This window comes from Acinetobacter sp. BY419, from assembly GCF_019038395.1.
GTDB lineage: Bacteria > Pseudomonadota > Gammaproteobacteria > Pseudomonadales > Moraxellaceae > Acinetobacter.
The window spans coordinates 52,173-71,744 of sequence record NZ_JAGFXZ010000015.1; the positions used below are offsets into that span (position 1 = coordinate 52,173).

The 19,572-nt window shown below is 43.4% G+C and carries 24 protein-coding genes; 17 read left to right on the forward strand and 7 right to left on the reverse strand.

Annotated elements, in window-relative coordinates:
* Nucleotides 1–48: 48 nt before the first annotated feature.
* Together KUG37_RS07760 and KUG37_RS07765 are read right to left on the reverse strand one after the other, a co-directional pair.
* Nucleotides 49–480 (reverse strand): GNAT family N-acetyltransferase, encoded by a 432-nt coding sequence (locus KUG37_RS07760; protein WP_216936837.1) that lies wholly within the window; start codon nucleotides 478–480, stop codon nucleotides 49–51.
* Nucleotides 474–1,697: an SAM-dependent methyltransferase gene (locus KUG37_RS07765; protein WP_216936838.1), complete on the reverse strand. Its 1,224-nt coding sequence runs from the start codon at nucleotides 1,695–1,697 to the stop codon at nucleotides 474–476. Before KUG37_RS07765 ends, KUG37_RS07760 begins: the two co-directional genes overlap by 7 nt.
* Before the next feature lie 102 nt (nucleotides 1,698–1,799).
* Here KUG37_RS07765 and KUG37_RS07770 point away from each other — a divergent pair, with 102 nt between their 5' ends.
* The 3 genes from KUG37_RS07770 (at nucleotide 1,800) to KUG37_RS07780 (ending at nucleotide 4,436) form a co-directional block, all read left to right on the forward strand.
* Complete coding sequence (locus KUG37_RS07770; RefSeq protein ID WP_216940341.1) at nucleotides 1,800–2,444, forward strand: hemolysin III family protein; 645 nt, start codon at nucleotides 1,800–1,802, stop codon at nucleotides 2,442–2,444.
* A 142-nt stretch (nucleotides 2,445–2,586) separates the two neighbouring features.
* The gene (locus KUG37_RS07775; protein ID WP_216940342.1) at nucleotides 2,587–3,903 is read left to right on the forward strand and encodes an MFS transporter; all 1,317 of its coding nucleotides are present in this window, start codon (nucleotides 2,587–2,589) and stop codon (nucleotides 3,901–3,903) included.
* Nucleotides 3,904–4,034: 131 nt separating this feature from the next.
* Nucleotides 4,035–4,436 carry a hypothetical protein gene (locus tag KUG37_RS07780; RefSeq protein ID WP_216938353.1) on the forward strand — a complete coding sequence of 134 codons (402 nt, stop codon included), beginning with the start codon at nucleotides 4,035–4,037 and terminating at the stop codon, nucleotides 4,434–4,436.
* 24 nt (nucleotides 4,437–4,460) lie between these two features.
* Here the strand turns inward: KUG37_RS07780 and KUG37_RS07785 are convergent, their stop codons facing one another.
* Nucleotides 4,461–5,471: a metallophosphoesterase gene (locus KUG37_RS07785; RefSeq protein ID WP_216938354.1), complete on the reverse strand. Its 1,011-nt coding sequence runs from the start codon at nucleotides 5,469–5,471 to the stop codon at nucleotides 4,461–4,463.
* A gap of 102 nt (nucleotides 5,472–5,573) precedes the next feature.
* On the opposite strand from KUG37_RS07785, the gene KUG37_RS07790 reads away from it, so the two are divergent.
* On the forward strand, nucleotides 5,574–7,208 hold the full coding sequence (locus KUG37_RS07790) for a phospholipase D family protein (protein WP_216940343.1): 1,635 nt from the start codon (nucleotides 5,574–5,576) through the stop codon (nucleotides 7,206–7,208).
* Nucleotides 7,209–7,244: 36 nt separating this feature from the next.
* Here the strand turns inward: KUG37_RS07790 and KUG37_RS07795 are convergent, their stop codons facing one another.
* Nucleotides 7,245–8,054 carry a 1-acyl-sn-glycerol-3-phosphate acyltransferase gene (locus KUG37_RS07795; RefSeq protein WP_216940344.1) on the reverse strand — a complete coding sequence of 270 codons (810 nt, stop codon included), beginning with the start codon at nucleotides 8,052–8,054 and terminating at the stop codon, nucleotides 7,245–7,247.
* A gap of 192 nt (nucleotides 8,055–8,246) precedes the next feature.
* Between KUG37_RS07795 and KUG37_RS14845 the strand changes: the two genes are divergently transcribed.
* From KUG37_RS14845 to KUG37_RS07830, 8 genes are all read left to right on the forward strand, one after another.
* Nucleotides 8,247–8,378: a hypothetical protein gene (locus tag KUG37_RS14845; protein ID WP_302052562.1), complete on the forward strand. Its 132-nt coding sequence runs from the start codon at nucleotides 8,247–8,249 to the stop codon at nucleotides 8,376–8,378.
* A 76-nt stretch (nucleotides 8,379–8,454) separates the two neighbouring features.
* Complete coding sequence (gene hflX / locus KUG37_RS07800; RefSeq protein WP_216940345.1) at nucleotides 8,455–9,795, forward strand: ribosome rescue GTPase HflX; 1,341 nt, start codon at nucleotides 8,455–8,457, stop codon at nucleotides 9,793–9,795.
* A 34-nt stretch (nucleotides 9,796–9,829) separates the two neighbouring features.
* The gene (locus KUG37_RS07805; RefSeq protein ID WP_216937985.1) at nucleotides 9,830–10,201 is read left to right on the forward strand and encodes a hypothetical protein; all 372 of its coding nucleotides are present in this window, start codon (nucleotides 9,830–9,832) and stop codon (nucleotides 10,199–10,201) included.
* A gap of 10 nt (nucleotides 10,202–10,211) precedes the next feature.
* Complete coding sequence (locus KUG37_RS07810) at nucleotides 10,212–10,886, forward strand: LrgB family protein (RefSeq protein WP_216937983.1); 675 nt, start codon at nucleotides 10,212–10,214, stop codon at nucleotides 10,884–10,886.
* 86 nt (nucleotides 10,887–10,972) lie between these two features.
* Complete coding sequence (locus KUG37_RS07815) at nucleotides 10,973–11,419, forward strand: DUF2147 domain-containing protein (RefSeq protein WP_216937981.1); 447 nt, start codon at nucleotides 10,973–10,975, stop codon at nucleotides 11,417–11,419.
* 199 nt (nucleotides 11,420–11,618) lie between these two features.
* Nucleotides 11,619–12,068 (forward strand): DUF2147 domain-containing protein, encoded by a 450-nt coding sequence (locus KUG37_RS07820; protein WP_216937980.1) that lies wholly within the window; start codon nucleotides 11,619–11,621, stop codon nucleotides 12,066–12,068.
* 65 nt (nucleotides 12,069–12,133) lie between these two features.
* The gene (locus KUG37_RS07825; RefSeq protein WP_216937977.1) at nucleotides 12,134–12,583 is read left to right on the forward strand and encodes a DUF2147 domain-containing protein; all 450 of its coding nucleotides are present in this window, start codon (nucleotides 12,134–12,136) and stop codon (nucleotides 12,581–12,583) included.
* Between the two features lie 146 nt (nucleotides 12,584–12,729).
* Nucleotides 12,730–13,176: a DUF2147 domain-containing protein gene (locus KUG37_RS07830; RefSeq protein ID WP_216937975.1), complete on the forward strand. Its 447-nt coding sequence runs from the start codon at nucleotides 12,730–12,732 to the stop codon at nucleotides 13,174–13,176.
* Nucleotides 13,177–13,227: 51 nt separating this feature from the next.
* On the opposite strand, the gene KUG37_RS07835 is transcribed toward KUG37_RS07830, so the two are convergent.
* Genes KUG37_RS07835 through pdxA form a run of 3 tightly spaced genes read right to left on the reverse strand, consistent with a single transcriptional unit; the run spans nucleotide 13,228 to nucleotide 15,897 of the window.
* Complete coding sequence (locus KUG37_RS07835) at nucleotides 13,228–14,073, reverse strand: symmetrical bis(5'-nucleosyl)-tetraphosphatase (protein WP_216937973.1); 846 nt, start codon at nucleotides 14,071–14,073, stop codon at nucleotides 13,228–13,230.
* A 6-nt stretch (nucleotides 14,074–14,079) separates the two neighbouring features.
* Nucleotides 14,080–14,892: a 16S rRNA (adenine(1518)-N(6)/adenine(1519)-N(6))-dimethyltransferase RsmA gene (gene rsmA / locus KUG37_RS07840; RefSeq protein ID WP_216937971.1), complete on the reverse strand. Its 813-nt coding sequence runs from the start codon at nucleotides 14,890–14,892 to the stop codon at nucleotides 14,080–14,082.
* A gap of 33 nt (nucleotides 14,893–14,925) precedes the next feature.
* Nucleotides 14,926–15,897: a 4-hydroxythreonine-4-phosphate dehydrogenase PdxA gene (gene pdxA, locus KUG37_RS07845; protein ID WP_216937969.1), complete on the reverse strand. Its 972-nt coding sequence runs from the start codon at nucleotides 15,895–15,897 to the stop codon at nucleotides 14,926–14,928.
* A gap of 302 nt (nucleotides 15,898–16,199) precedes the next feature.
* On the opposite strand from pdxA, the gene rplM reads away from it, so the two are divergent.
* From rplM to KUG37_RS07870, 5 genes are all read left to right on the forward strand, one after another.
* Nucleotides 16,200–16,628 (forward strand): 50S ribosomal protein L13, encoded by a 429-nt coding sequence (rplM, locus tag KUG37_RS07850; protein ID WP_004281682.1) that lies wholly within the window; start codon nucleotides 16,200–16,202, stop codon nucleotides 16,626–16,628.
* A gap of 13 nt (nucleotides 16,629–16,641) precedes the next feature.
* Nucleotides 16,642–17,028: a 30S ribosomal protein S9 gene (gene rpsI / locus KUG37_RS07855; RefSeq protein WP_216937966.1), complete on the forward strand. Its 387-nt coding sequence runs from the start codon at nucleotides 16,642–16,644 to the stop codon at nucleotides 17,026–17,028.
* A 331-nt stretch (nucleotides 17,029–17,359) separates the two neighbouring features.
* Nucleotides 17,360–18,013 carry a glutathione S-transferase N-terminal domain-containing protein gene (locus KUG37_RS07860; protein ID WP_216937964.1) on the forward strand — a complete coding sequence of 218 codons (654 nt, stop codon included), beginning with the start codon at nucleotides 17,360–17,362 and terminating at the stop codon, nucleotides 18,011–18,013.
* 9 nt (nucleotides 18,014–18,022) lie between these two features.
* Nucleotides 18,023–18,451 (forward strand): ClpXP protease specificity-enhancing factor, encoded by a 429-nt coding sequence (locus tag KUG37_RS07865; RefSeq protein WP_216940346.1) that lies wholly within the window; start codon nucleotides 18,023–18,025, stop codon nucleotides 18,449–18,451.
* 19 nt (nucleotides 18,452–18,470) lie between these two features.
* Nucleotides 18,471–19,118, forward strand: a complete 648-nt coding sequence (locus tag KUG37_RS07870) for a hypothetical protein (RefSeq protein WP_216937958.1) — start codon at nucleotides 18,471–18,473, stop codon at nucleotides 19,116–19,118.
* Nucleotides 19,119–19,572 lie beyond the last annotated feature (454 nt).

The following is a 19,572-nucleotide window of genomic DNA, read 5'->3' on the forward strand; positions in this document are numbered from 1 at the left end:
ATAAAAAAAGCGAGGTCATGGCCTCGCTTTTCATGTCTGAGTGAGAAATTAGAGCTTTAAATACATATCAATATGTGGAATGCCGCAGTCTAGATATTCGTCACCTTGAACGCGAAAACCCAGTGCTTGATAAAAACCAATCGCATGAACTTGCGAAGATAGTTTTAAAGCTTCTCGATGATCTGCTTTGGCATAATCGACAATGGCCTGCATCAATTGCTGACCGATCTTCAAACCACGATGTGACTTTAACACTGCCACGCGACCCACGCTGTTATTCGCCAGCAATCTTGCAGTCGCTATGGCATGATCTTGTTCATAAACCACAAAATGAATAGAAATGGCATCTTGCTTATCCCACTCATCTTCAGCTGCAATGTTTTGCTCTTGGATAAAGACCGCCTCACGAATCTCTTTGGCCTGCGCTGCCAAATCATCCCAAGTACCTGAAACAATCCTCAGTATTGAACTGTTTAGCATTTAGCCCCGATCCCCTGCTGATCCCATTGATCATTGAGTAACAATTCCAGTGAATGTTTTTGGATACCATACATCTCTTTCAAGGCCTGGATTTGTTTCAGGACTTCCTGATCGGGTTGTTGATAGTCTTTGCGCTTTGTCGCCAGAATCATTTTATTTTTACTGGTATGTTCAAGCGCAACAAATTCAAATACCTTGGTTTCATAACCATAGGCTTTCAGTAATAAAGCACGAATGGTATCGGTCAGCATTTCGGCCTGCTGTCCGGCATGAATACCGAACTGCAACATCGGACTCAGCACTTTCGGTGCTTGTAACTGCGGACGCAATTCCTTATGACAGCACGGCGCGCACATGATCATCTGCGCATTCAGGCGAATACCGCTATGAATCGCAAAATCCGTTGCCACATCACAGGCATGTAAGGCGATCATCACATCCAGACGTTGCGGTGCATAGGTACGGACATCACCCTGAAAAAAGTCCAGCTGATCAAAACCCGATTGTTGCGCGACATTCTGGCAAAACTCGACCATTTTCGGATTGAGTTCTACCCCAGTGACATACGGTGTTTGACCATGTTTTTGCATATAGTCATATAAGGCACAGGTCAGGTAGCCTTTACCGGAACCAAAATCCACCACGCGCAGACCCTCGGCTTGTGACTTAATCTGCGCCAGTGCACCTGAAAAAATTTCCACGAACTTGTTAATCTGTTTCCACTTGCGCGCCATACTGGGAATAATTTGCGCTTTTTGATCGGTAATGCCGAGATGCTGGAGAAAAATACTGTCCTGGTCCACAAAACGCTGTTTAATTCGGTCATGACCTTGTTCAGCAGGCTTCGCCTGAGTAGCAGATACTTTATGTTTACTGCGTGTCAGCATGGCTTTTTTCTTGTTTTTTTTCAATTGTAACTCTTCATCTACCGTCATCAAATTGGCTTGCTTGCAACATGCTAACAATGCCGTCACCTGCGACAGTGCATCCTCTAAAGGATAATTTTTGGTGACATCCTGCGTCTTGTAGCGATACAGACAGCTCAATACTTTCTGTTCATTTAATGAAATGACTCGCAAGGTCATTTTCTCTAAGTCTTGCAGTTCACCTTTATACTGACTTAAAATCAGGCGATCAAATTGATCCCTTTCAACAGCTTGCTGAAATGTATCCAAGAATTGCTGTTCCTGATCCGAGAGAGTTGCCAACGTTGACATAGATAAAACCTGAAATGAATTGCAGATCAAGTTTAAATCTTCTTAACCTAAAAGCAAAATTGAATTAGTATACAAGTGTATATTTAGAGAAGAATGACAATCATGCAGAATGCTCCACTGGTTCCCGATTATGATCAGAATGAAGAACGGATTAACTATATTAGTCATGGTCTAGGTGCCGGGCTTTCGATTATTGCCGGCATCCTTTTGATTATTAAAGGGTCTTATTTAAGTACTGGACAATGGATTGGCCTTTGGGTCTATGCCCTGAGCATGATTCTGCTGTTTTCTGCATCCATGCTCTACCACATGGCCACTACCGCAGACCGGCGTTATTTTTATAAAAAAATGGATCATACGGCGATTTATTATTTAATCGCGGGTACCTATACCCCATTTTTAGCCATCGCGATTCCAACCGCCAAAGCGCAGTATCTCTTGGTTGCACTCTGGGTGATCGCCATTCTTGGTACGCTTTTCAAGTTCGTTTTCATTAACCGTTTCCAGAAAATTTCTTTGGTGGCGTATCTGGTCATGGGTTGGCTAGCCCTGCTGGTGATGGACGATATGCAACAATATCTCAGCGCTCAATCTTTGACCTTTCTGATCATTGGAGGATTGGCTTATACCGTAGGTGCATTGTTTTACGCTTTAAAAAGAGTAAGATATACCCACGCTATCTGGCACATATTTGTATTGATAGGCGCAGGATCACATTTTCTGTCTATCTATCTTTACGTGATTTAATCATCTCCTTTTTCATTTCAGTGACCCTGAGCGAGTTGAAGCGAGAAGATTGCAGTTGTTTTTTTAAAAAATTACGCCTTTTTTAAAAAGATTACGCTTTTAAAACTAAGTTTTTTTATTTTTAGTAAGTGTAAGGTTTCTCATGGCGTCATCAAATTCTATACCTGCTTCGAAAGAAGTAGCGACAAATTCAAAATTACGCGTACTGACTGCAAGTCTTGTTGGTACCACAATCGAGTTTTTCGATTTTTATATTTATGCTACTGCCGCTGTCATTATTTTCCCTTATCTGTTCTTCCCTGCAAGTACAGATCCGATGACTGCAACGATTCAATCGCTTGCAACATTCGCCATTGCCTTTATTGCCCGTCCCATTGGGGCAGCATTGTTTGGTCATCTAGGTGACCGGATCGGACGAAAAGCCACATTGGTCGCTGCCTTGCTGACCATGGGAATTTCCACCGTTGCGATTGGCCTGCTGCCCACCTATGCGCAAATCGGAATTGCTGCCCCCCTCTTACTTGCACTGTGCCGTTTAGGTCAGGGCTTGGGTCTGGGCGGTGAATGGTCAGGTGCGGTACTTCTTGCGACCGAAAATGCCCCTGAAGGCAAACGTGCCTGGTATGGCATGTTCCCGCAACTGGGCGCTCCAATCGGCTTTATTCTGGCCACAGGTTCTTTCCTGACGCTGGGCGCTTTCATGTCTGAGGCCGAATTTATGGCTTGGGGTTGGCGTATTCCGTTTATCTCAAGTGCCTTGCTGGTGATTGTGGGTTTATGGATTCGTTTAAAATTGCACGAAACCCCTGCTTTCCAGAAAGTGCTAGATAAACAGAAAGAAGTGAATATTCCGTTTATTCAGGTTTTCAAAAAACATTCTCGCATGCTGGTACTGGGTACGATTGCTGCAATCTGTACTTTCGTCGTGTTCTACCTCACCACAGTATTTGCGCTGCAATGGGGAACCCAACAACTTGGTTATTCTCGTGAAGAATTTCTGCAATTGCAGTTAGTTGCGACTTTGTGTTTTGCTGCATTTATTCCACTTTCAGCAGTATTGGCCGAGAAATTTGGCCGTAAAACCACGTCTATTGCGGTATGTATCATTTCTGCAATCTTCGGTATTTTCTTTGCAGATCTGCTCGAATCTGGCAGCACCTTGGTAGTGTTCCTGTTCTTGTGTATTGGTCTGTCGATCATGGGCTTAACCTATGGGCCAATCGGTACTGTATTGTCTGAAATTTTCCCGACTTCAGTACGTTACACCGGTTCTGCCTTAACCTTTAACCTGGCAGGCATCTTCGGTGCATCATTTGCCCCGTTAATTGCAACCAAACTGGCAACGACTTATGGTTTGTCTGCAGTCGGTTATTATCTGACCGCAGCATCTATCCTGTCACTGATCGCATTCCTGTTGATTCGTGAAACCAAAAATGATGATGTAAATAATCAAATCTAAGGTTATAGATAGATTCAAAAGCCAGCACCCGATGCTGGCTTTTTTTATGATTTCACAACAAAACTCTGCTACTTATCTCGTTAAATTTGCTCAACAATCAAATGGACTCAACCAGACAGTGAGGCAAGACCATGCAGGAGCTTATTGAATCCCTAACGCAGGAACAGTTGGTCAATATCATTATTTTGCTGGAAGATGATAAAAAATTAGAAGCTGTTCGTTATATCACCGAAAATACGCCCCTGGATGAAGTTCAGGCGCTGCAAGTGATTGAAGAGATTGTGCGTGAGCACGACATAGTCATGAAAACAGAAAGTACAGGACCACGCTTTAGTGATGATGCAGATGATATCGACCTGGTGACACCACCACTGGAAATCCCCACCCATCCCAGCTTAAGTACGCCTACAGAAACTGAAATCATTGCGCAGCAATTACGTGAAAATGTGCCTACCCGGAAAATCGAAAAGAAAATCTGGATGATAGCGGTAGTTGCAGTGCTGCTGCTGATTCTGCTCTGGATCATCAGTTAAAGCTAAATAAGGTAACTTTGTCTTTTAGATCAGTTCAATAATATCAATGGTAGGGGGTACTCTGAAACGGAAAGGTACACCAACCAGACCCGTGCCGACAGTGACAAACACATCTGCATGTTCATGACGGTACATGCCTTTCTTATGGCCTAAAATTGATACTCTTTTCATGACGTAATTCGTCAGCCAAGGCAGCTCGACCTGTCCGCCATGGGTATGCCCAGAGAGCATCAGAGGTCGTGTCGGCAGCTTGGGAATCATATCGACCGTATCGGGGTTATGAGAAAGAATGACCCAAGGCTTGTCCTGAGGAAGGTCTGGCAGACTGCGCATATCGGCTTTTCCTGCCCAGAGATCGCCCACACCCAAGAGCCGGAATTCATCAAATTCGACAATTTGACCTTCAATATCCATCACCTGATTGACTTGCAGCGCATAGTGCAGCAACTCCTGGATTGGCGGCCCTGGATATTGTTCATCGTGATTGCCATTGACTGAGTAAACGGGTGCATGAATCTCTTTCAGAACAGCCAGTTCCTGTGCCAGTTTATTTTCCGGTTCATAAGTCCAGTCTCCCGCCACTACCACCAAATCAGGTTGAATATGATTTAATTTATGTACAATTTGTCGTAACTGCCGCTCATGTCCTGAAAACAGACCGATATGCAAATCGGCAATCAGGGCGATTTTGACCGGTTTCTGTAAACGTTTATCCGCATTGATCTGATATTGTGTCGTTTTCACTTGAATTAAATGCGGCTCGATAAAGCGCGCATAGCTCAAGACTGCACTGAGCAGAAATACAAAAACTGCTTCATGCAAGGAATAATAACCAGTCCATCCGGCATAAATACTGAAGAAAACCAGTGGAACTAACAAATAGGAAAGATAAAAAGCCAGCAAATGACAGAATGCTTTAAAGGGGTGAATGGTCTCGGTTCGTGTTTGGCTTGACCATGCCTGATACACAGCCCAGATGGCAAGAATGGCCATGCCGAGATAAAAATAAAAAAGTCCGGAATTTGAATCCCACATATATTCGCCTTGTTTCAGTCAAGCAGTATATCACTGGCTTTATATTTATCTTTTCATAGCTGGCAATTATACTCAATTCTAATTTTTCATTCTTTGATCTATATGGCCACTGCCCCCCGCGCTCAAGTTAATCCGCAAACAACTTATATTATTGGTTCTAAACGCTATAAAGCGGGTGTTTTACTGAGCTGCTGCCTGGTACTGGCTATTCCTGCCTGTAGTACCCTGCCCAAGCAAATTGAGCAGCCGACCCAGATGGCTTTTGAAACTGATACTTCGAAAACCAGTCTGGCCCAGATTATTGAACCTTTACGTGAACAGAATATCGGTCTGACCGGTTATCGCGTGCTTTATGATCCACTGGAAGCACTGGCTGCACGTATACAGCTGATCCATAAAGCAGAACGCAGTCTGGATCTGCAATATTATATCTGGGATAACGACCGCATTGGCGCCCTCGCCCTACATGCCATTATTCAGGCAGCGGACCGTGGTGTAAAAGTACGCCTGTTGATGGATGATAACAATGCCAAGAAAATGGAAGGGATTTATCTGGCCTTAAACCAGCATCAGAATATCGATGTGAAACTGTACAACCCTTATCGCTTTCGTAAATACCGCGCCATGGACATGGTGCTGGATTTAAAGCGGATCAATCGCCGCATGCATAATAAAAGCTTTATTGCTGACAACCAGATTGCACTGATTGGCGGGCGCAATATGAGCAACCAGTATTATAATGTCAGTGAAAACTATCAGTTCTCGGATGTCGATGTCATGCTGGTCGGTGCAGCAGCAGATGAAATTATCCATTCCTTTGATGAATACTGGAATGATGATTATGCGTATCCGGTACAAGAAATTGTCAATCCGCACCATCACGGGTTACGTTTCCCGAGCCTGAGGCAACAGCTTGAAGCCCATAGTCAGGATCCAGCCACACAGAATTATCTAGATCTGGCGAACCGCTCTCTGGCCTTTGATCAATGGCTGGAACAGAAGATTCAGCTAGACTGGGTTGAAGCAGAAGTCGTCAAAGATCCACCCAGCAAAATCAAGGCCAAAGCCAAAACTGAAGAACATCTCAATTTCCAGTTATTGCAGCATCTGGAAAAGCCAGAACAGAGTGTCGACATTGTCTCTGCCTATTTCGTGCCGGAAAAAACCGGTGCAGACCGTCTGAAAAAACTGGTGAACGAGAATATCAAGGTTCGGGTATTAACCAACTCATTTAAAGCCAATGACGTTTCTGTAGTACATGCCTTTTATGCCAAATATCGAAAGGACCTGCTGGAAAATGATGTCCAGCTATATGAGTTTCTGGCTGCCCCGGATTCACACAACCTAAATGTCAATACAGAAGAGATTGCCAAAAAAGCGAAAGTTAGCCTGAGAGGCCTGAGTCGCTCCAGTCTGCATGCCAAACTGATGGCACTGGACCAAAAACAGGTTTTCATCGGTTCATTTAATTTTGATCCGCGTTCAGCTTATTTGAATACTGAAATTGGCGTGTTGCTGAACAGCCCCTCTCTGGCAAAGACCGTACACGAGACCATGGATCAGAATTTGAGTAAACATGCCTATAAACTGGTTCTGGATGCCAACCAGAATATCAACTGGAAAATCAAAAAAGCCAATGGTGAAATAAAAACCTTTACCAAAGAACCAGGAATCAAGTGGTATCAGAAAGCCGGATTGAAACTGCTGTCCTGGTTGCCGATTGAAGGTTTTATGTAAGTCCGATGCCTAACCCTTAATCCTAAAAAAGCCCGTTTATCGAGGCTTTTTTAATACACGAGACTGCAATTCCTGTAAACCTTGCTGCATTTTTTCCTGCACCTCACGGGTCAGGCTGTCTACCGTATGCCCTTCAGTAGAAATTGCTGGTAAAGCCATTAAATGCGCAGTGACCTGCGGCATTTCCAGGACTTTTTTGACATGGGCTGTAAAACTGAGGTCGTTGATAAACGGCGCCACCAGATCCAGCTCACCCTGCTGATTCACATAACAGATCAGACAGATTTGCACTGGGCGGTCAGCTTCAATCGCAGCCCCTAAAATCCGGCCATGAACTTTTTTAATAAAACGGCCATCTGAAGTCGTGGCTTCCGGAAAGAACAGCACCGGAATATCCTGCTTGAGAAAATCAGTAATTTGTTCACGAATTCTGATGGAGTCTCCAGAACCACGTTTGATAAATAAGGTGCCACCACCTTTGGCCAATTTTCCAAAAACTGGCCAGTTTTCAATCTCTGCCTTGGCCAGGAAAAATACCCGGGCCGCCGACCCCAGCACTGCGATGTCTAGCCATGAGATATGATTACTCACCCATAGAGCGGGTTCACGGGGAATATCCCCATGCACCTGCACTTTAATATTAAAAACCTGACATAGTTGACGGCAAAAATATTGTACATAACGGGTATTGGACGGTTTGTTCGGATTTTTATATAAGCCGTGACGAAAAACCAGATAAAACCCGTTACTGATGGCTGCCAGCAAGGCACCCATTTTTCTTGTGTAGAGGAAGAATTTTGTCAAGCCATGTATGCGGGATGTTTGATCTTGTACAGTCGGGTTCATAAAAACGTCACTAAAATCCTAATCAAGATACAGGGAATATCCACGAATTAAACTCATTCTATACTGTTCATTCGCAACATGCATTGATAATAAAAACACAGCAATCAGATCTATAGCTGCAATATTAAATTAATTAACTGCTCAATTAAAATAACAACATTTCAATATCCGATTAAAACTAGGATCGCTGCCATGCAACATCTACCACAGCCTGCGAATGAAAAACTTAAAGCTAAACAGGTACTCAAATATATTTTGGCCGGTGTCTGTGTATATGCTCTAGGACTGGTAACACTTGCACAACTTTTTATCACCACTCTTTAAACTAAGCCCGGTAAATTTGGTATCTGCCACGTGTATTTTCTACTACACTAAAGTTTTCAAGTGGAGAATGACCTGAGTGGAATATTTAGAGCAACATCGAGGGAAAGAGCGCGTTATTCTGGTAAGTGTCAGCGTACAAATGCTGGATGACCTTGATGCTGAAGAGCTTCGCCTGCTGGCAAAATCTGCAGATGCCGAAATTCTGGAACATATTTATGCTCAACGGGTCAAACCGGATGCCAAATTTTTTATCGGCTCAGGCAAGGCAGAAGAAATTGCCGAACGTGTTGAAGAACTGGATGCCAATCTGGTCATTTTTGACCACGCGCTTACACCGGCTCAAGCCCGTAATTTGGAACAGGTGATCAAATGCCGCGTGGTAGATCGTACTGAACTGATCCTGGATATTTTTGCCCAGCGTGCCCGTACCTATGAAGGTAAACTGCAAGTCGAACTGGCACAGCTCCAACATTTATCTTCGCGTTTAATTCGTAGCCGTGGCAATCTCGACAGCCAGAAAGGCGGGATTGGTTTACGTGGCCCGGGTGAAACCCTGCTGGAAACAGACCGCCGTTTGCTGCGTATCCGTATGGGGCAACTCAAGGCACGTATTGATAAAGTCCGCCAGACCCGGATGCAGGGCCGTGTGGCGCGTCAAAAAGCGGCTGTGCCGACGGTATCCCTGGTGGGATATACCAATGCAGGCAAGTCAACCCTGTTTAATTTACTGGCCAATAGCGATGTCTATGCCGCCGATCAGCTGTTCGCCACCCTGGATCCCACCTTGCGGCGTCTGGAATGGGATGGGATCGGCAATCTGGTTCTAGCCGATACGGTAGGTTTCGTACGTAATCTTTCCCATTCGCTGGTTGAATCTTTCAAGGCAACTCTGGAGGAAACAGTAGAAGCCACGTTATTACTGCATGTAATTGATTCAAGCAGTCCAGAAATGCTGGAGCAGATTGAAGCCGTTGAAAAAGTTCTGAAAGAAATTGGCGCCGACGTACCGATCCTGCAGGTTTACAATAAAATTGACTGTAGCGGTGAAGAGGCCAAAATTATTTATCGACGTCCGGGTGAACCTGAACGCGTCTACGTTTCGGCACATACGGGCGAAGGGATCGACCTGCTGCGTAAAGCGGTACATGAATCCTTGATGGGACAACTACAGTCCTTTGATTTGATCCTGAAACCCGCCTATGGCAAGCTGCGCAACCAGCTCTATGGTTTAAATGTGATCCAGTCAGAACATTATGATGATGAAGGCCAGCTGCATCTACATATTCGAATTGCGCCACAAAAACTGAAACAGTTGATTAACCAAGCACATTTACCTTTAGACGAAATCTTGGGAAAACAGGCGCAGCAGTTTCAACGTCCACTAAAAGCATTTGAAATCCAGTCAAAGATCGAGTAAAACTTGATAAGTAAACTTATTAATGATCATAGCAATGAACTGGATAAAACGAATAGATTGGCCAGCATGGATCGGCACCCTATTACTTATTATTGTCTTTCGGGAAGCTTCGGTCTGGTTAATGACCCAACTGAATCATTCTGAGTTAGGCAATCTGGTGGGGTTATTAAGTCTTTTAATTGCGCTGTTTACCTGGCGTTACTTCGGCAAACTCCCCGCTCGCCTCGTGGACACCAACAATAAGCTGATGAAGGAAAGTGCTTTTGCTTTCCTTCCCGTCAGTGCGGGTGCACTGATGATGCTGGTACATATGGGTCAGAAAATTCCGGCCTTTTTGTTTATCATGCTTTTCAGCACCCTGATTCCTTTATGGATTTACGCAAAAATGGCCAAGCGCTGGTTATAGGAGTTCCCGCATGTTATCTATTTTGTATGGCTTCGCGGTCACGCTCGTCGCCTATCTGATTGCTAAACCCTGTAACCGGACCATTCCGCAAATTCCCGTGATCGTATTCAGCATGTTCTTTGTGCTGGCGATATTATTTGTGCTTGGTATTCCTTATGAAAATTACATGGATGAAGTTAATCCACTCTTCAACCATTTACTCGGCTATGTCACAGTCGCACTGGCCATTCCTCTAGCAGCGATGCGCTATGATGATTTACCGCTCAAAGCCATTATCGGTATTTTGGTCTTTGCCAGTATCAGTGCTGTGGCCTTGCCCATGGGTCTGGCTTATCTGCTGCATATGTCTTCTGCGGATATTATGGCTTTTGCTACTCGTGCCGTCACCACTCCGATTGCGATTAATATTGCGACCTTGCTGGAGGCACCAATCAGCATGGTGATCCTGATTGTGATTCTTTCTGGTGTGATTGGTGCGGCTTTTTCTCCGTTTATTCTCAGACATATTAATGATGAACGTGCATCCGGACTGGCTTTAGGACTGGCAGCACATGCCATCGGTACGGCTCAGGCCTGGCAGCGCGGCAGTGTTGCGGGACGTTATGCTGCTTTTGGCATGGCGGTAAATGCAGTCTTTACTGCAATCTGGTTGCCAACTTTTATACTTTATCTGCAAAAAATGTGACTAGTGAATCAGATTAATCGTTTGTTTTATGGGGTAATCGTTCTTACCATAGAGTAAGAACACTAATCTTACCTAGGAACAGATATATGAAAAAGGTTCAATTCTTTTCAACTTTACTTTTAGCCTCTTTCAGCCATCTAGCTTTAGCCTCTGACCTTTCAGGAACATGGCGAAGTATTGATGACAAGACAGGTTCGTCTAAAGCATTCCTGGAGATTCGTGAGACATCGGAAGGGGTATATACTGCCAAAATTACGAAAATCACTCCGCGTCCTGGTTATACAGCAAAAGAAACCTGTGTTTCCTGTCCCGCACCGCATACGAATAAGCCGATTCTAGGACTGGATGTGCTGACAGGCCTGAAGTACGCGGGTAATAACAACTTCAGTCAGGGCAAACTTCTCGATCCATTATCAGGCAATGTTTATAATACCAAAGCGAAATTAAGTGCCAATGGTAAACGTTTGACCTTACGTGGCTATGTAGGGGTTTCAGCACTGGGGCGTAGTCAGACCTGGATTAAATATGAATAAGTCAGGTTTAAGCGGATAAAATGTGATTGATTTATGCTTTAGTAGATAGAAGCTTGCATTTTCATACATTAAGTTGTATGAATATTAGACATATGCAGTTTTCATGCAATATAAATTATAAAAGTGTATTAAGGCAGTTTACATCAACGTTCACCATATGGAATTAGGTGAACGTTAATTAAAAAAATAAGGATATCGCATGCATAAAATCGCAATTTTAACTGTTCTTTCAGCTTCTTTATTCACCGGCTCTATGGCATTTGCCCAAGAATTATCTGGTCTATGGCAACAGATTGATGATAAAACCGGCTCGCCTAAAGCATTGATTGAGATGGAAACTCAGGCAGATGGTTCCTATACCGGAACGATTAATAAAGTCACACCTCGCCCGGGTTATACGCCACGGGAAAAATGTATTAAATGTCCAGCACCTTATACAGATAAACCGATTTTGGGATTAGAGGTCATTAAGGGACTGAAACCAACTACCAAAAATAACTATGCGCATGGCCGGGTACTCGATCCATTAACCGGTAAAACTTATGATTTAAAAGGGCGAGTTTCCGCCAATGGGAAACGACTGACTTTACGTGGATATGTCGGGATATCGGCGATTGGTCGTACACAAACCTGGATCCGCCAGGATTAATAAAAAAACAGCACTTGTGTGTTGAGGATATTTTATTTCATCTATAAAAAAAAGGGATAAATATAATGAAACAACTTAAATTAGGAATAATGTTCATTGTTGCACTAATGACTGGGACTGCTTATGCACAGGATCTAACTGGCATCTGGCAGCAAATTGATGATAAAACCGGCTCACCAAAAGCAATTATTGAAATTCGCCAAACTGATAATGGGACTTTTGCTGGAAAAATTATCAAAGTGACTCCACGCCCTGGCTATACCCCACAGAAGACCTGCAATAAATGTCCTGCACCTTATACCAATCAACCTATCTTAGGCATGGATGTATTGACTGGCTTAAAACATGTGGAAGGCACCAATAACTATGAAAAAGGCCGTGTAATAGACCCGCTGGCGGGTAAAGTTTATGATGCCAGAGTGCGTCTGAATGCCAATGGTAAACGCTTAACCATGCGTGGTTATGTCGGCGTTTCCGCTTTAGGCCGCAGCCAGACCTGGATTCGTCAGGACTAGCACCCAATTCTCACTATTAAAAAAAGCTGCCAACTCGGCAGCTTTTTTATTTAAATAACTCTCGAGTATTCAAATAATTATTGACTATTCCAGTAAAATTCCTAACATGAGCGGAGGATAATAAAAACTCTGTGGAATGATTCTCTATGTTAAAAAAAATATTATTTGTCATGCTTACAGCAGGATGTATGTCCAACCTTTGGGCAAAAGATATTACCGGGACCTGGCAACAAATTGATGACAAAACCGGTGCCGCAAAAGCAATCATCGTCATTTTCAAAGAGGACAACAACACTTATGCGGGAAAAATTGCAAAAGTGACCCCTCGCCCGGGTTATACACCACGGGAAAAATGTAATAATTGTCCTGCCCCCTATACCAATCAGCCTATTCTGGGGATGACGATTATCAAAGGCCTGCAACATATGGAAGGTACCAATAACTATGAGAAAGGGAAAGTGATTGATCCCTTGTCAGGCAAAATTTATGATGCAAAAATTCGTTTGAACAACACAGGAAAACGCTTAACCTTACGTGCCAGTATTGGTGTTTCTGTTTTAGGCCGGAACCAGACCTGGATTCGGGCAGACTAAACTTAAAGCTAAAAAAGCCACGTGATCACGTGGCTTTTTTATGGGATTTGCTTAGATCACCGGATTATCTACTGCAAACATCTGTTGATCTTCCAGACGAAACGCCATGAGTTGATTGCCCCAGACACAGCCACCATCTACATTCTGAATCCTGTCCGAAATGGTTTTACCATTTAATGCTGCCCAGTGACCAAACAGGATCTGATGACTTTTTGCAGCCTGTGATTCATACTCAAACCAAGGTTTAAAGCCTTCCGGCATCGGATCATCTAGCCCATCTTTAAAGCTGTACTCCAGACGTCCCTCAGCATCGGTTAAACGCATCCGGGTCAAATAATTCACGATACAGCGAATACGCTCATGGTCTTGTAGCTGATCTGACCAAAGTGCTGGTTGTTTGCCAAACATTTCTTTCAGGAAATCATCCAGCACATCAAAGTCATCATGAGCAATTACCGCCTCCACCTCTTGTGCCAATTGCGCGGTTTTTTCTGCACTCCAGATATTTGGAATCCCGGCATGCGTCAGAATTGTCTGCTCATTGGGAAAGAGACATAGTGGCTGTTTACGTAACCAGTCAATCAGGTCATCGCTGTCGATGGCATCAATCACATCTTGGACATTGTCTTTTTCTTTTACTGGCTTGATACCGCGGGCATAGGCTAGCAAAGTCAAATCATGATTTCCCAGGACAGTCGCAGCCGCACCCTGTTCAGCCAACTTCTTGATAAACCGCAGTGCACCAATTGAGTTTTCACCACGTGCCACCAAATCCCCAGCAAACCAGATAAAGTCCTGCTCTGCATCAAACTTGATTTCTTTCAGCAAAGCTTTCAAGGCCTCAAAACAGCCTTGAACATCACCAATCACATAATTATATCGAGCAGTACGGTTCATCGTAATTTAAGCCACCATTTGATCTGAAAGTGCAACAAACTGTTCAAGTGTCAGGGTTTCCGGACGCGCCATCGGGTCAACACCAGCTTTTTCAAAACCACCTTCTACCAGCATACCTTTCAAGCTGTTACGCAGGGTTTTACGACGCTGGGTAAATACATGAGATACCAGACGTGCCAGTGCTTTTTCATTTTTAGCCACCACCGGCTTGTTCGCATAAGGTTCTAAACGGAATACCGCCGAGGTCACTTTTGGTGGCGGATTGAAAGATCCGGGTGGTACTTCGAACAGGAAGGTCGGTTTACAGAAATATTGAATCATGACCGACAGACGGCCATATTCTTTGGTATTTGGTGATGCGGTAATACGATCGACCACTTCTTTTTGCAACATGAAATGCATGTCTTGCACTTTGTCGCCAAATTCCAAAAGATGGAATAACAGTGGCGTTGAAATGTTATAAGGCAAGTTACCCACTACACGTAATGGACGATTTTCCTGAAACAGTTGAGAATAATCATATCTCAATGCATCGGCTTCAATAATGGTTAAACGTTCAGGATGCGGTACACGACCCGGCAGACCAGCAGCCAGGTCACGATCCAGCTCAAGCACGGTCAAGGCATCACATTCACCAATCAAAGGCGAGGTCAACGCGGCAAGACCCGGTCCAATTTCCAGAATGTTTTGACCTGGACGTGGATTGACTGAGCGGACAATTTTGGCAATGACACGTTGGTCATGTAAGAAGTTTTGACCAAATCTTTTTCGAGCCTGATGCCCTTCATCTTTTGGGTTTAAGGCATTAATTTGATACATAAAAACAATTCCAACGTGAGTGATGAACAATAATCAGTGGCGCGCCAGATCGAAGGCTAAATCTACAGCAACGTGCAGGCTGGAACTTTTCGCAAGTCCTGTACCCGCCAGGGAGAGTGCTGTGCCATGATCAACAGAAGTTCGAATAAACGGTAAGCCGAGGGTAATATTAATGGCTTCACCAAAGCCCTGTGATTTTAACACAGGTAAACCCTGATCGTGATACATCGCTAGAACAGCATCAGCATCTTTTAAATTTTCCGGGGTAAATAAAGTATCGGCAGGTAAACTTAAACTCATGTTTATGCCTTGGGCACGATAGCTTTCGAGCACCGGATTAATCACTTCAATTTCTTCCATGCCCAGGTAACCGCCTTCACCTGCATGTGGATTGAGGCCGCAAACCAGAATACGTGGCTGTTCAATTTTGAATTTGGACTTCAGGTCGTGAATCAGGATATCAATCACCTGATGTAAGCGTTCAGGCGTAATCGCATCGGCAACTGCACGTAATGGAAGATGCGTGGTGGCCAAGGCCACACGTAAGGTCTTTGTGGCCAGCATCATCACCACACGAGCAACACCGGCAAATTCCTGGTAATACTCGGTATGCCCACTGAAAGAAATACCGGCCTCGTTGATCACTGACTTTTGTACGGGTGCAGTCGCCACACCAACACTTTTGCCTGACATGGCATAATCTGCAGAACGATGCAGTTGTTCTAGTACATAAGCGGCATTGTTCGGGTTCAATTCACCCATAACAACTTCTTGCTGCACAGGCACATGTTCTACAAAAAGCTGACCAACCCCTGAAGATGCGTCCTGCCCTTGATATTCAATCAATTCAACCGCCAATTTGAGTGTCTGAGCACGTTGCTCGAGTAGCTCCATGTCAGCCAAGACCACAATCGGGCGCTCATCAACACGATCTGCCAGACTCAGGCAAATATCAGGACCAATTCCGGCAGGTTCACCACTGGTGACATATAAAGGCAGCATCATCTTCTCAATTTGGCAAAGCTGAAAAATATTATAACCCGATCCCGTCTAAGCTGTAGTGATCATTGCAAAGAGTACTTATAAATCAATATTTTGATACGATTGAAAGGATCGTTACAAATATAGTCACAGTTTTTGCTACATATAGAGGTTTTTGTCTTTCCTTATCCCAAGAGATTAGCTAAAATACAGCGCTTGAAATTTTAATTTTCATTTGTGATTCTTCACGTATTCGTTTAGAATCGCGTCTCCTTTAGTTTGGACAGATTCCATAGTCCAAACCAACTATAATAGGTAGTGGTTTAATGAAAACTCTCAGCGCTAAGCCAGCTGAGGTTCAACACGACTGGTACGTTGTTGATGCTTCTGGCAAAACTTTAGGTCGCCTTGCGACTGAAATCGCTCGTCGTTTACGCGGTAAGCACAAGACTTCTTATACTCCTCACGTTGACACTGGCGACTATATCGTTGTTATCAATGCTGAAGAAATCACTGTGACTGGTAAAAAGTCACAAGATAAGAAATACTATCGCCACACTGGTTTCCCTGGTGGTATCCGTGAGACTAACTTTGAAAAGTTAATCGCTCACAAACCAGAAGCAGTTCTAGAAAAAGCTGTTAAAGGTATGTTACCTAAAGGTCCTCTTGGTTATGCAATGATCAAGAAAATGAAAGTGTATGCAGGTACTGAGCATCCACACGCTGCTCAACAGCCACAAGTTTTGGACATCTAAGGGATAACAGCACATGGCTACTAATTATGGTACAGGTCGCCGTAAGACCGCAACTGCACGTGTTTTCCTATCAGCTGGTACTGGTAAACTCGTAATCAACAACCGTACACTTGAACAGTATTTCGGTCGTGAAACTGCTCGTATGGTTGTTAACCAACCACTTGAGCTTCTTGAAGCGACTGGTAAATATGACCTTTACATCACTGTTGCTGGTGGTGGTATCGGTGGTCAAGCAGGCGCTATCCGTCACGGTATTACTCGTGCACTGATCGCTTCTGACGAAACTTTAAAACCTGCTCTTCGTCAAGCTGGTTTCGTTACTCGTGATGCTCGTGAAGTTGAACGTAAGAAACTTGGTTTACGTAAAGCTCGTAAACGTCCTCAGTTCTCTAAACGTTAATTCGTTTACCGAATGGGACAAAAAAACCCTGGATTTTCCAGGGTTTTTTATGTCTATAAGTTGTTCACTTAAAGCAATTTGCTCGTTATTGTTCATGAACGTCCTTGCCCCATACCCCCTCATGACACCAGAACGACTTCATCAAATAATAATTTGCGATCCCAATACCTATAAACAGCAGCACGATGAGCAATTTGATCAGCATCTTATTTTCCTCCAGTTGTTTTTCTTATAATCTACCTTGGCTCAAGCCGATTGATCTTTGATGCTTGGTGCTTTTTAGGTTGAATTTTAGTATCCTAGTCTATTCATTAGAACTTCATTAGGATTTATGTCAGTCGAAAGCGCGCCTCTTCAAGGAATTACCTTATATAGTCATGCCGATGACTTCCGTTCCCATTGGATTCGCTATGTGCTTGCCGAGAAGCAAATTAAATATAACCTGATTCTTGTAGATGCAGATGATGAGGATCTGGCCAGTCTCAATCCTTATAATCAATTGCCCATGCTGGTCGAAAATGAACTCAAATTATTCAATACTCCGATTATTTCTGAATACATAGATGATCGTTATCGTCAGAATAAACTGTATGCCGATGCACCGATGCCACGCGCAGAACAACGGCAATATATCTGGCGCTTTGAAAATGACTGGTTGAAGCTCGCTGATATCATGTTACGCCATCCAGATACACTGGACAAAAAAGCCAGAACCAAGGCCCAGAAGCAGTTACAGGATATTCTGATCTCACTGATGCCCTTATTTCAGCATTTCCCCTATTTTATGTCCGAACAATTCAGTATCCTTGACTGTATGCTGGCGCCGATTTTTATTCGCCTGAAACAGATGGGTATAGAATTACCGCAGCAGCAATGCCGTCCATTTTATTTATATTGCCAGCGCATTTTCAGTCGTCCTGCCTTTGTAAAATCCATGACATTGCAGGAAAAAAACCGTTATTCAGCACAAATCAAGAACCCGTAGAGAAACATCATGTCCGAACAAGAATTCAACCTTAGCCCTACTCGTCCCTATATGGCACGCGCAATCTATGAGTGGGTTTGCGATAACAATCTGACGCCTTATCTGCTGGTCGATGCTACACGTCCAAACACCATGGTCCCTGAGCAGTTTATTAAAGATGGGCAGATTGTCCTGAATATTGTGCCTCATGCCGTGCATGCACTGCATATAAGCAATGATGCCATTAGCTTCTCTGCTCGCTTTGGTGGTGTCTCTCGTGATATTTATGTACCCATGGAAGCAGTACTCGGTATTTATGCACGTGAAAATGGTCAAGGTTTATTCTTTGATCCAAGTGAATATGAGCATACACAAACGGATAAAGATGCTTTAAAATCAAGCCCTGAAGAAAAAACTGAACAGCCAAAGAAAAAACCGACTTTAAGGTTATTAGATTAAAAAATAATGGAGCAAGTGAATGGCTTTTGATTTAGTACAATATTTTGTTGAACAGATAGAAACTCAAAAGCCTGAGCTTCTAAAAGACTATACAAAAGAAGAAAGACGAAAATATATATCAGAAATCAATGCCTTAACTTTAGGTAAACTTATTACTGAGTGGCGTCATAATCCACAAAAAATTTATAATGAAATCAATCATCCTGATGAATTGTACATCTTGGAAATCGTACGTCGCCTGGCCACCAGCCCAGAAAATAAATCCACTTTGGATCGAGCGCAGCTGGAGCAGATCACTTCAGAAATTTTTCATTTGCAGCTTATCGAATTAAAACAGCTGCATGATACCGGCAATCATAATCTCAATAGTATCCAGGAATTGTTGACCGGGCAAATTGAACATTTATCCGGTCAAGCAGATGATTGGGTTTGGACAACAAACAAGCTAACAGAACTCAAAGGCTCTAAACCGATTGTGCAAGAAGAGCTATCATTGGAAGCATCAATGAAGGAGTTTAATCAAATGGTAAGCCAGAATCATCAGCATCAAGATGCCGAAGAAATCATTCTTGTAGAAACCCCAAAATGGGCAAAGATTGTTGAACCAATTATAGCCCTTGCAATTCTTTGGGTATTAATCGCAGCCGTCATGCGTGTGTTTAGCTAAAATGAGTTTGTATTAAAAAAACCAGCGAATCGCTGGTTTTTTTATTTGCCCGGATTTATAAGATGGCCGTATAAACTCTTCTTGAACCCAGCCTTGCGGGCTGGATATGCCATCAGATTAATAGAAATAACCTGACTGAGAAGATTTTGATCAGCTTTGAGAGAAATAGGTTTAAGCACTTAGAATTATTAAATACAGGAAGCTCCAAGCTCAAATACTGCTTATAGAAATTATAGAAAGATTAAGTATTTATTAAATGTTGATAAAAACAGGAAGTGAATAGAGACCCAATCAATCACGATAGAAATCCTGTCTACAAATCCCACGCATAAAAAAACACCCCCTGTCTTTAGACAGGGGGTGTTTCGAATAATGAGCTGGCGATGACTTACTCTCACATGGGTAACCCCACACTACCATCAGCGCAAAGAGGTTTCACTTCTGAGTTCGGGAA

Coding starts and splice junctions, on each gene's coding strand:
- KUG37_RS07760 (WP_216936837.1), bottom strand. CDS start 480: ATGCTAAACAGTTCAATACTGAGGATTGTTTCAGGTACTTGGGATGAT.
- KUG37_RS07765 (WP_216936838.1), bottom strand. CDS start 1,697: ATGTCAACGTTGGCAACTCTCTCGGATCAGGAACAGCAATTCTTGGAT.
- KUG37_RS07770 (WP_216940341.1), top strand. CDS start 1,800: ATGCAGAATGCTCCACTGGTTCCCGATTATGATCAGAATGAAGAACGG.
- KUG37_RS07775 (WP_216940342.1), top strand. CDS start 2,587: ATGGCGTCATCAAATTCTATACCTGCTTCGAAAGAAGTAGCGACAAAT.
- KUG37_RS07780 (WP_216938353.1), top strand. CDS start 4,035: ATGCAGGAGCTTATTGAATCCCTAACGCAGGAACAGTTGGTCAATATC.
- KUG37_RS07785 (WP_216938354.1), bottom strand. CDS start 5,471: ATGTGGGATTCAAATTCCGGACTTTTTTATTTTTATCTCGGCATGGCC.
- KUG37_RS07790 (WP_216940343.1), top strand. CDS start 5,574: ATGGCCACTGCCCCCCGCGCTCAAGTTAATCCGCAAACAACTTATATT.
- KUG37_RS07795 (WP_216940344.1), bottom strand. CDS start 8,054: ATGAACCCGACTGTACAAGATCAAACATCCCGCATACATGGCTTGACA.
- KUG37_RS14845 (WP_302052562.1), top strand. CDS start 8,247: ATGCAACATCTACCACAGCCTGCGAATGAAAAACTTAAAGCTAAACAG.
- KUG37_RS07805 (WP_216937985.1), top strand. CDS start 9,830: ATGAACTGGATAAAACGAATAGATTGGCCAGCATGGATCGGCACCCTA.
- KUG37_RS07810 (WP_216937983.1), top strand. CDS start 10,212: ATGTTATCTATTTTGTATGGCTTCGCGGTCACGCTCGTCGCCTATCTG.
- KUG37_RS07815 (WP_216937981.1), top strand. CDS start 10,973: ATGAAAAAGGTTCAATTCTTTTCAACTTTACTTTTAGCCTCTTTCAGC.
- KUG37_RS07820 (WP_216937980.1), top strand. CDS start 11,619: ATGCATAAAATCGCAATTTTAACTGTTCTTTCAGCTTCTTTATTCACC.
- KUG37_RS07825 (WP_216937977.1), top strand. CDS start 12,134: ATGAAACAACTTAAATTAGGAATAATGTTCATTGTTGCACTAATGACT.
- KUG37_RS07830 (WP_216937975.1), top strand. CDS start 12,730: ATGTTAAAAAAAATATTATTTGTCATGCTTACAGCAGGATGTATGTCC.
- KUG37_RS07835 (WP_216937973.1), bottom strand. CDS start 14,073: ATGAACCGTACTGCTCGATATAATTATGTGATTGGTGATGTTCAAGGC.
- rsmA (WP_216937971.1), bottom strand. CDS start 14,892: ATGTATCAAATTAATGCCTTAAACCCAAAAGATGAAGGGCATCAGGCT.
- pdxA (WP_216937969.1), bottom strand. CDS start 15,897: ATGATGCTGCCTTTATATGTCACCAGTGGTGAACCTGCCGGAATTGGT.
- rplM (WP_004281682.1), top strand. CDS start 16,200: ATGAAAACTCTCAGCGCTAAGCCAGCTGAGGTTCAACACGACTGGTAC.
- rpsI (WP_216937966.1), top strand. CDS start 16,642: ATGGCTACTAATTATGGTACAGGTCGCCGTAAGACCGCAACTGCACGT.
- KUG37_RS07860 (WP_216937964.1), top strand. CDS start 17,360: ATGTCAGTCGAAAGCGCGCCTCTTCAAGGAATTACCTTATATAGTCAT.
- KUG37_RS07865 (WP_216940346.1), top strand. CDS start 18,023: ATGTCCGAACAAGAATTCAACCTTAGCCCTACTCGTCCCTATATGGCA.
- KUG37_RS07870 (WP_216937958.1), top strand. CDS start 18,471: ATGGCTTTTGATTTAGTACAATATTTTGTTGAACAGATAGAAACTCAA.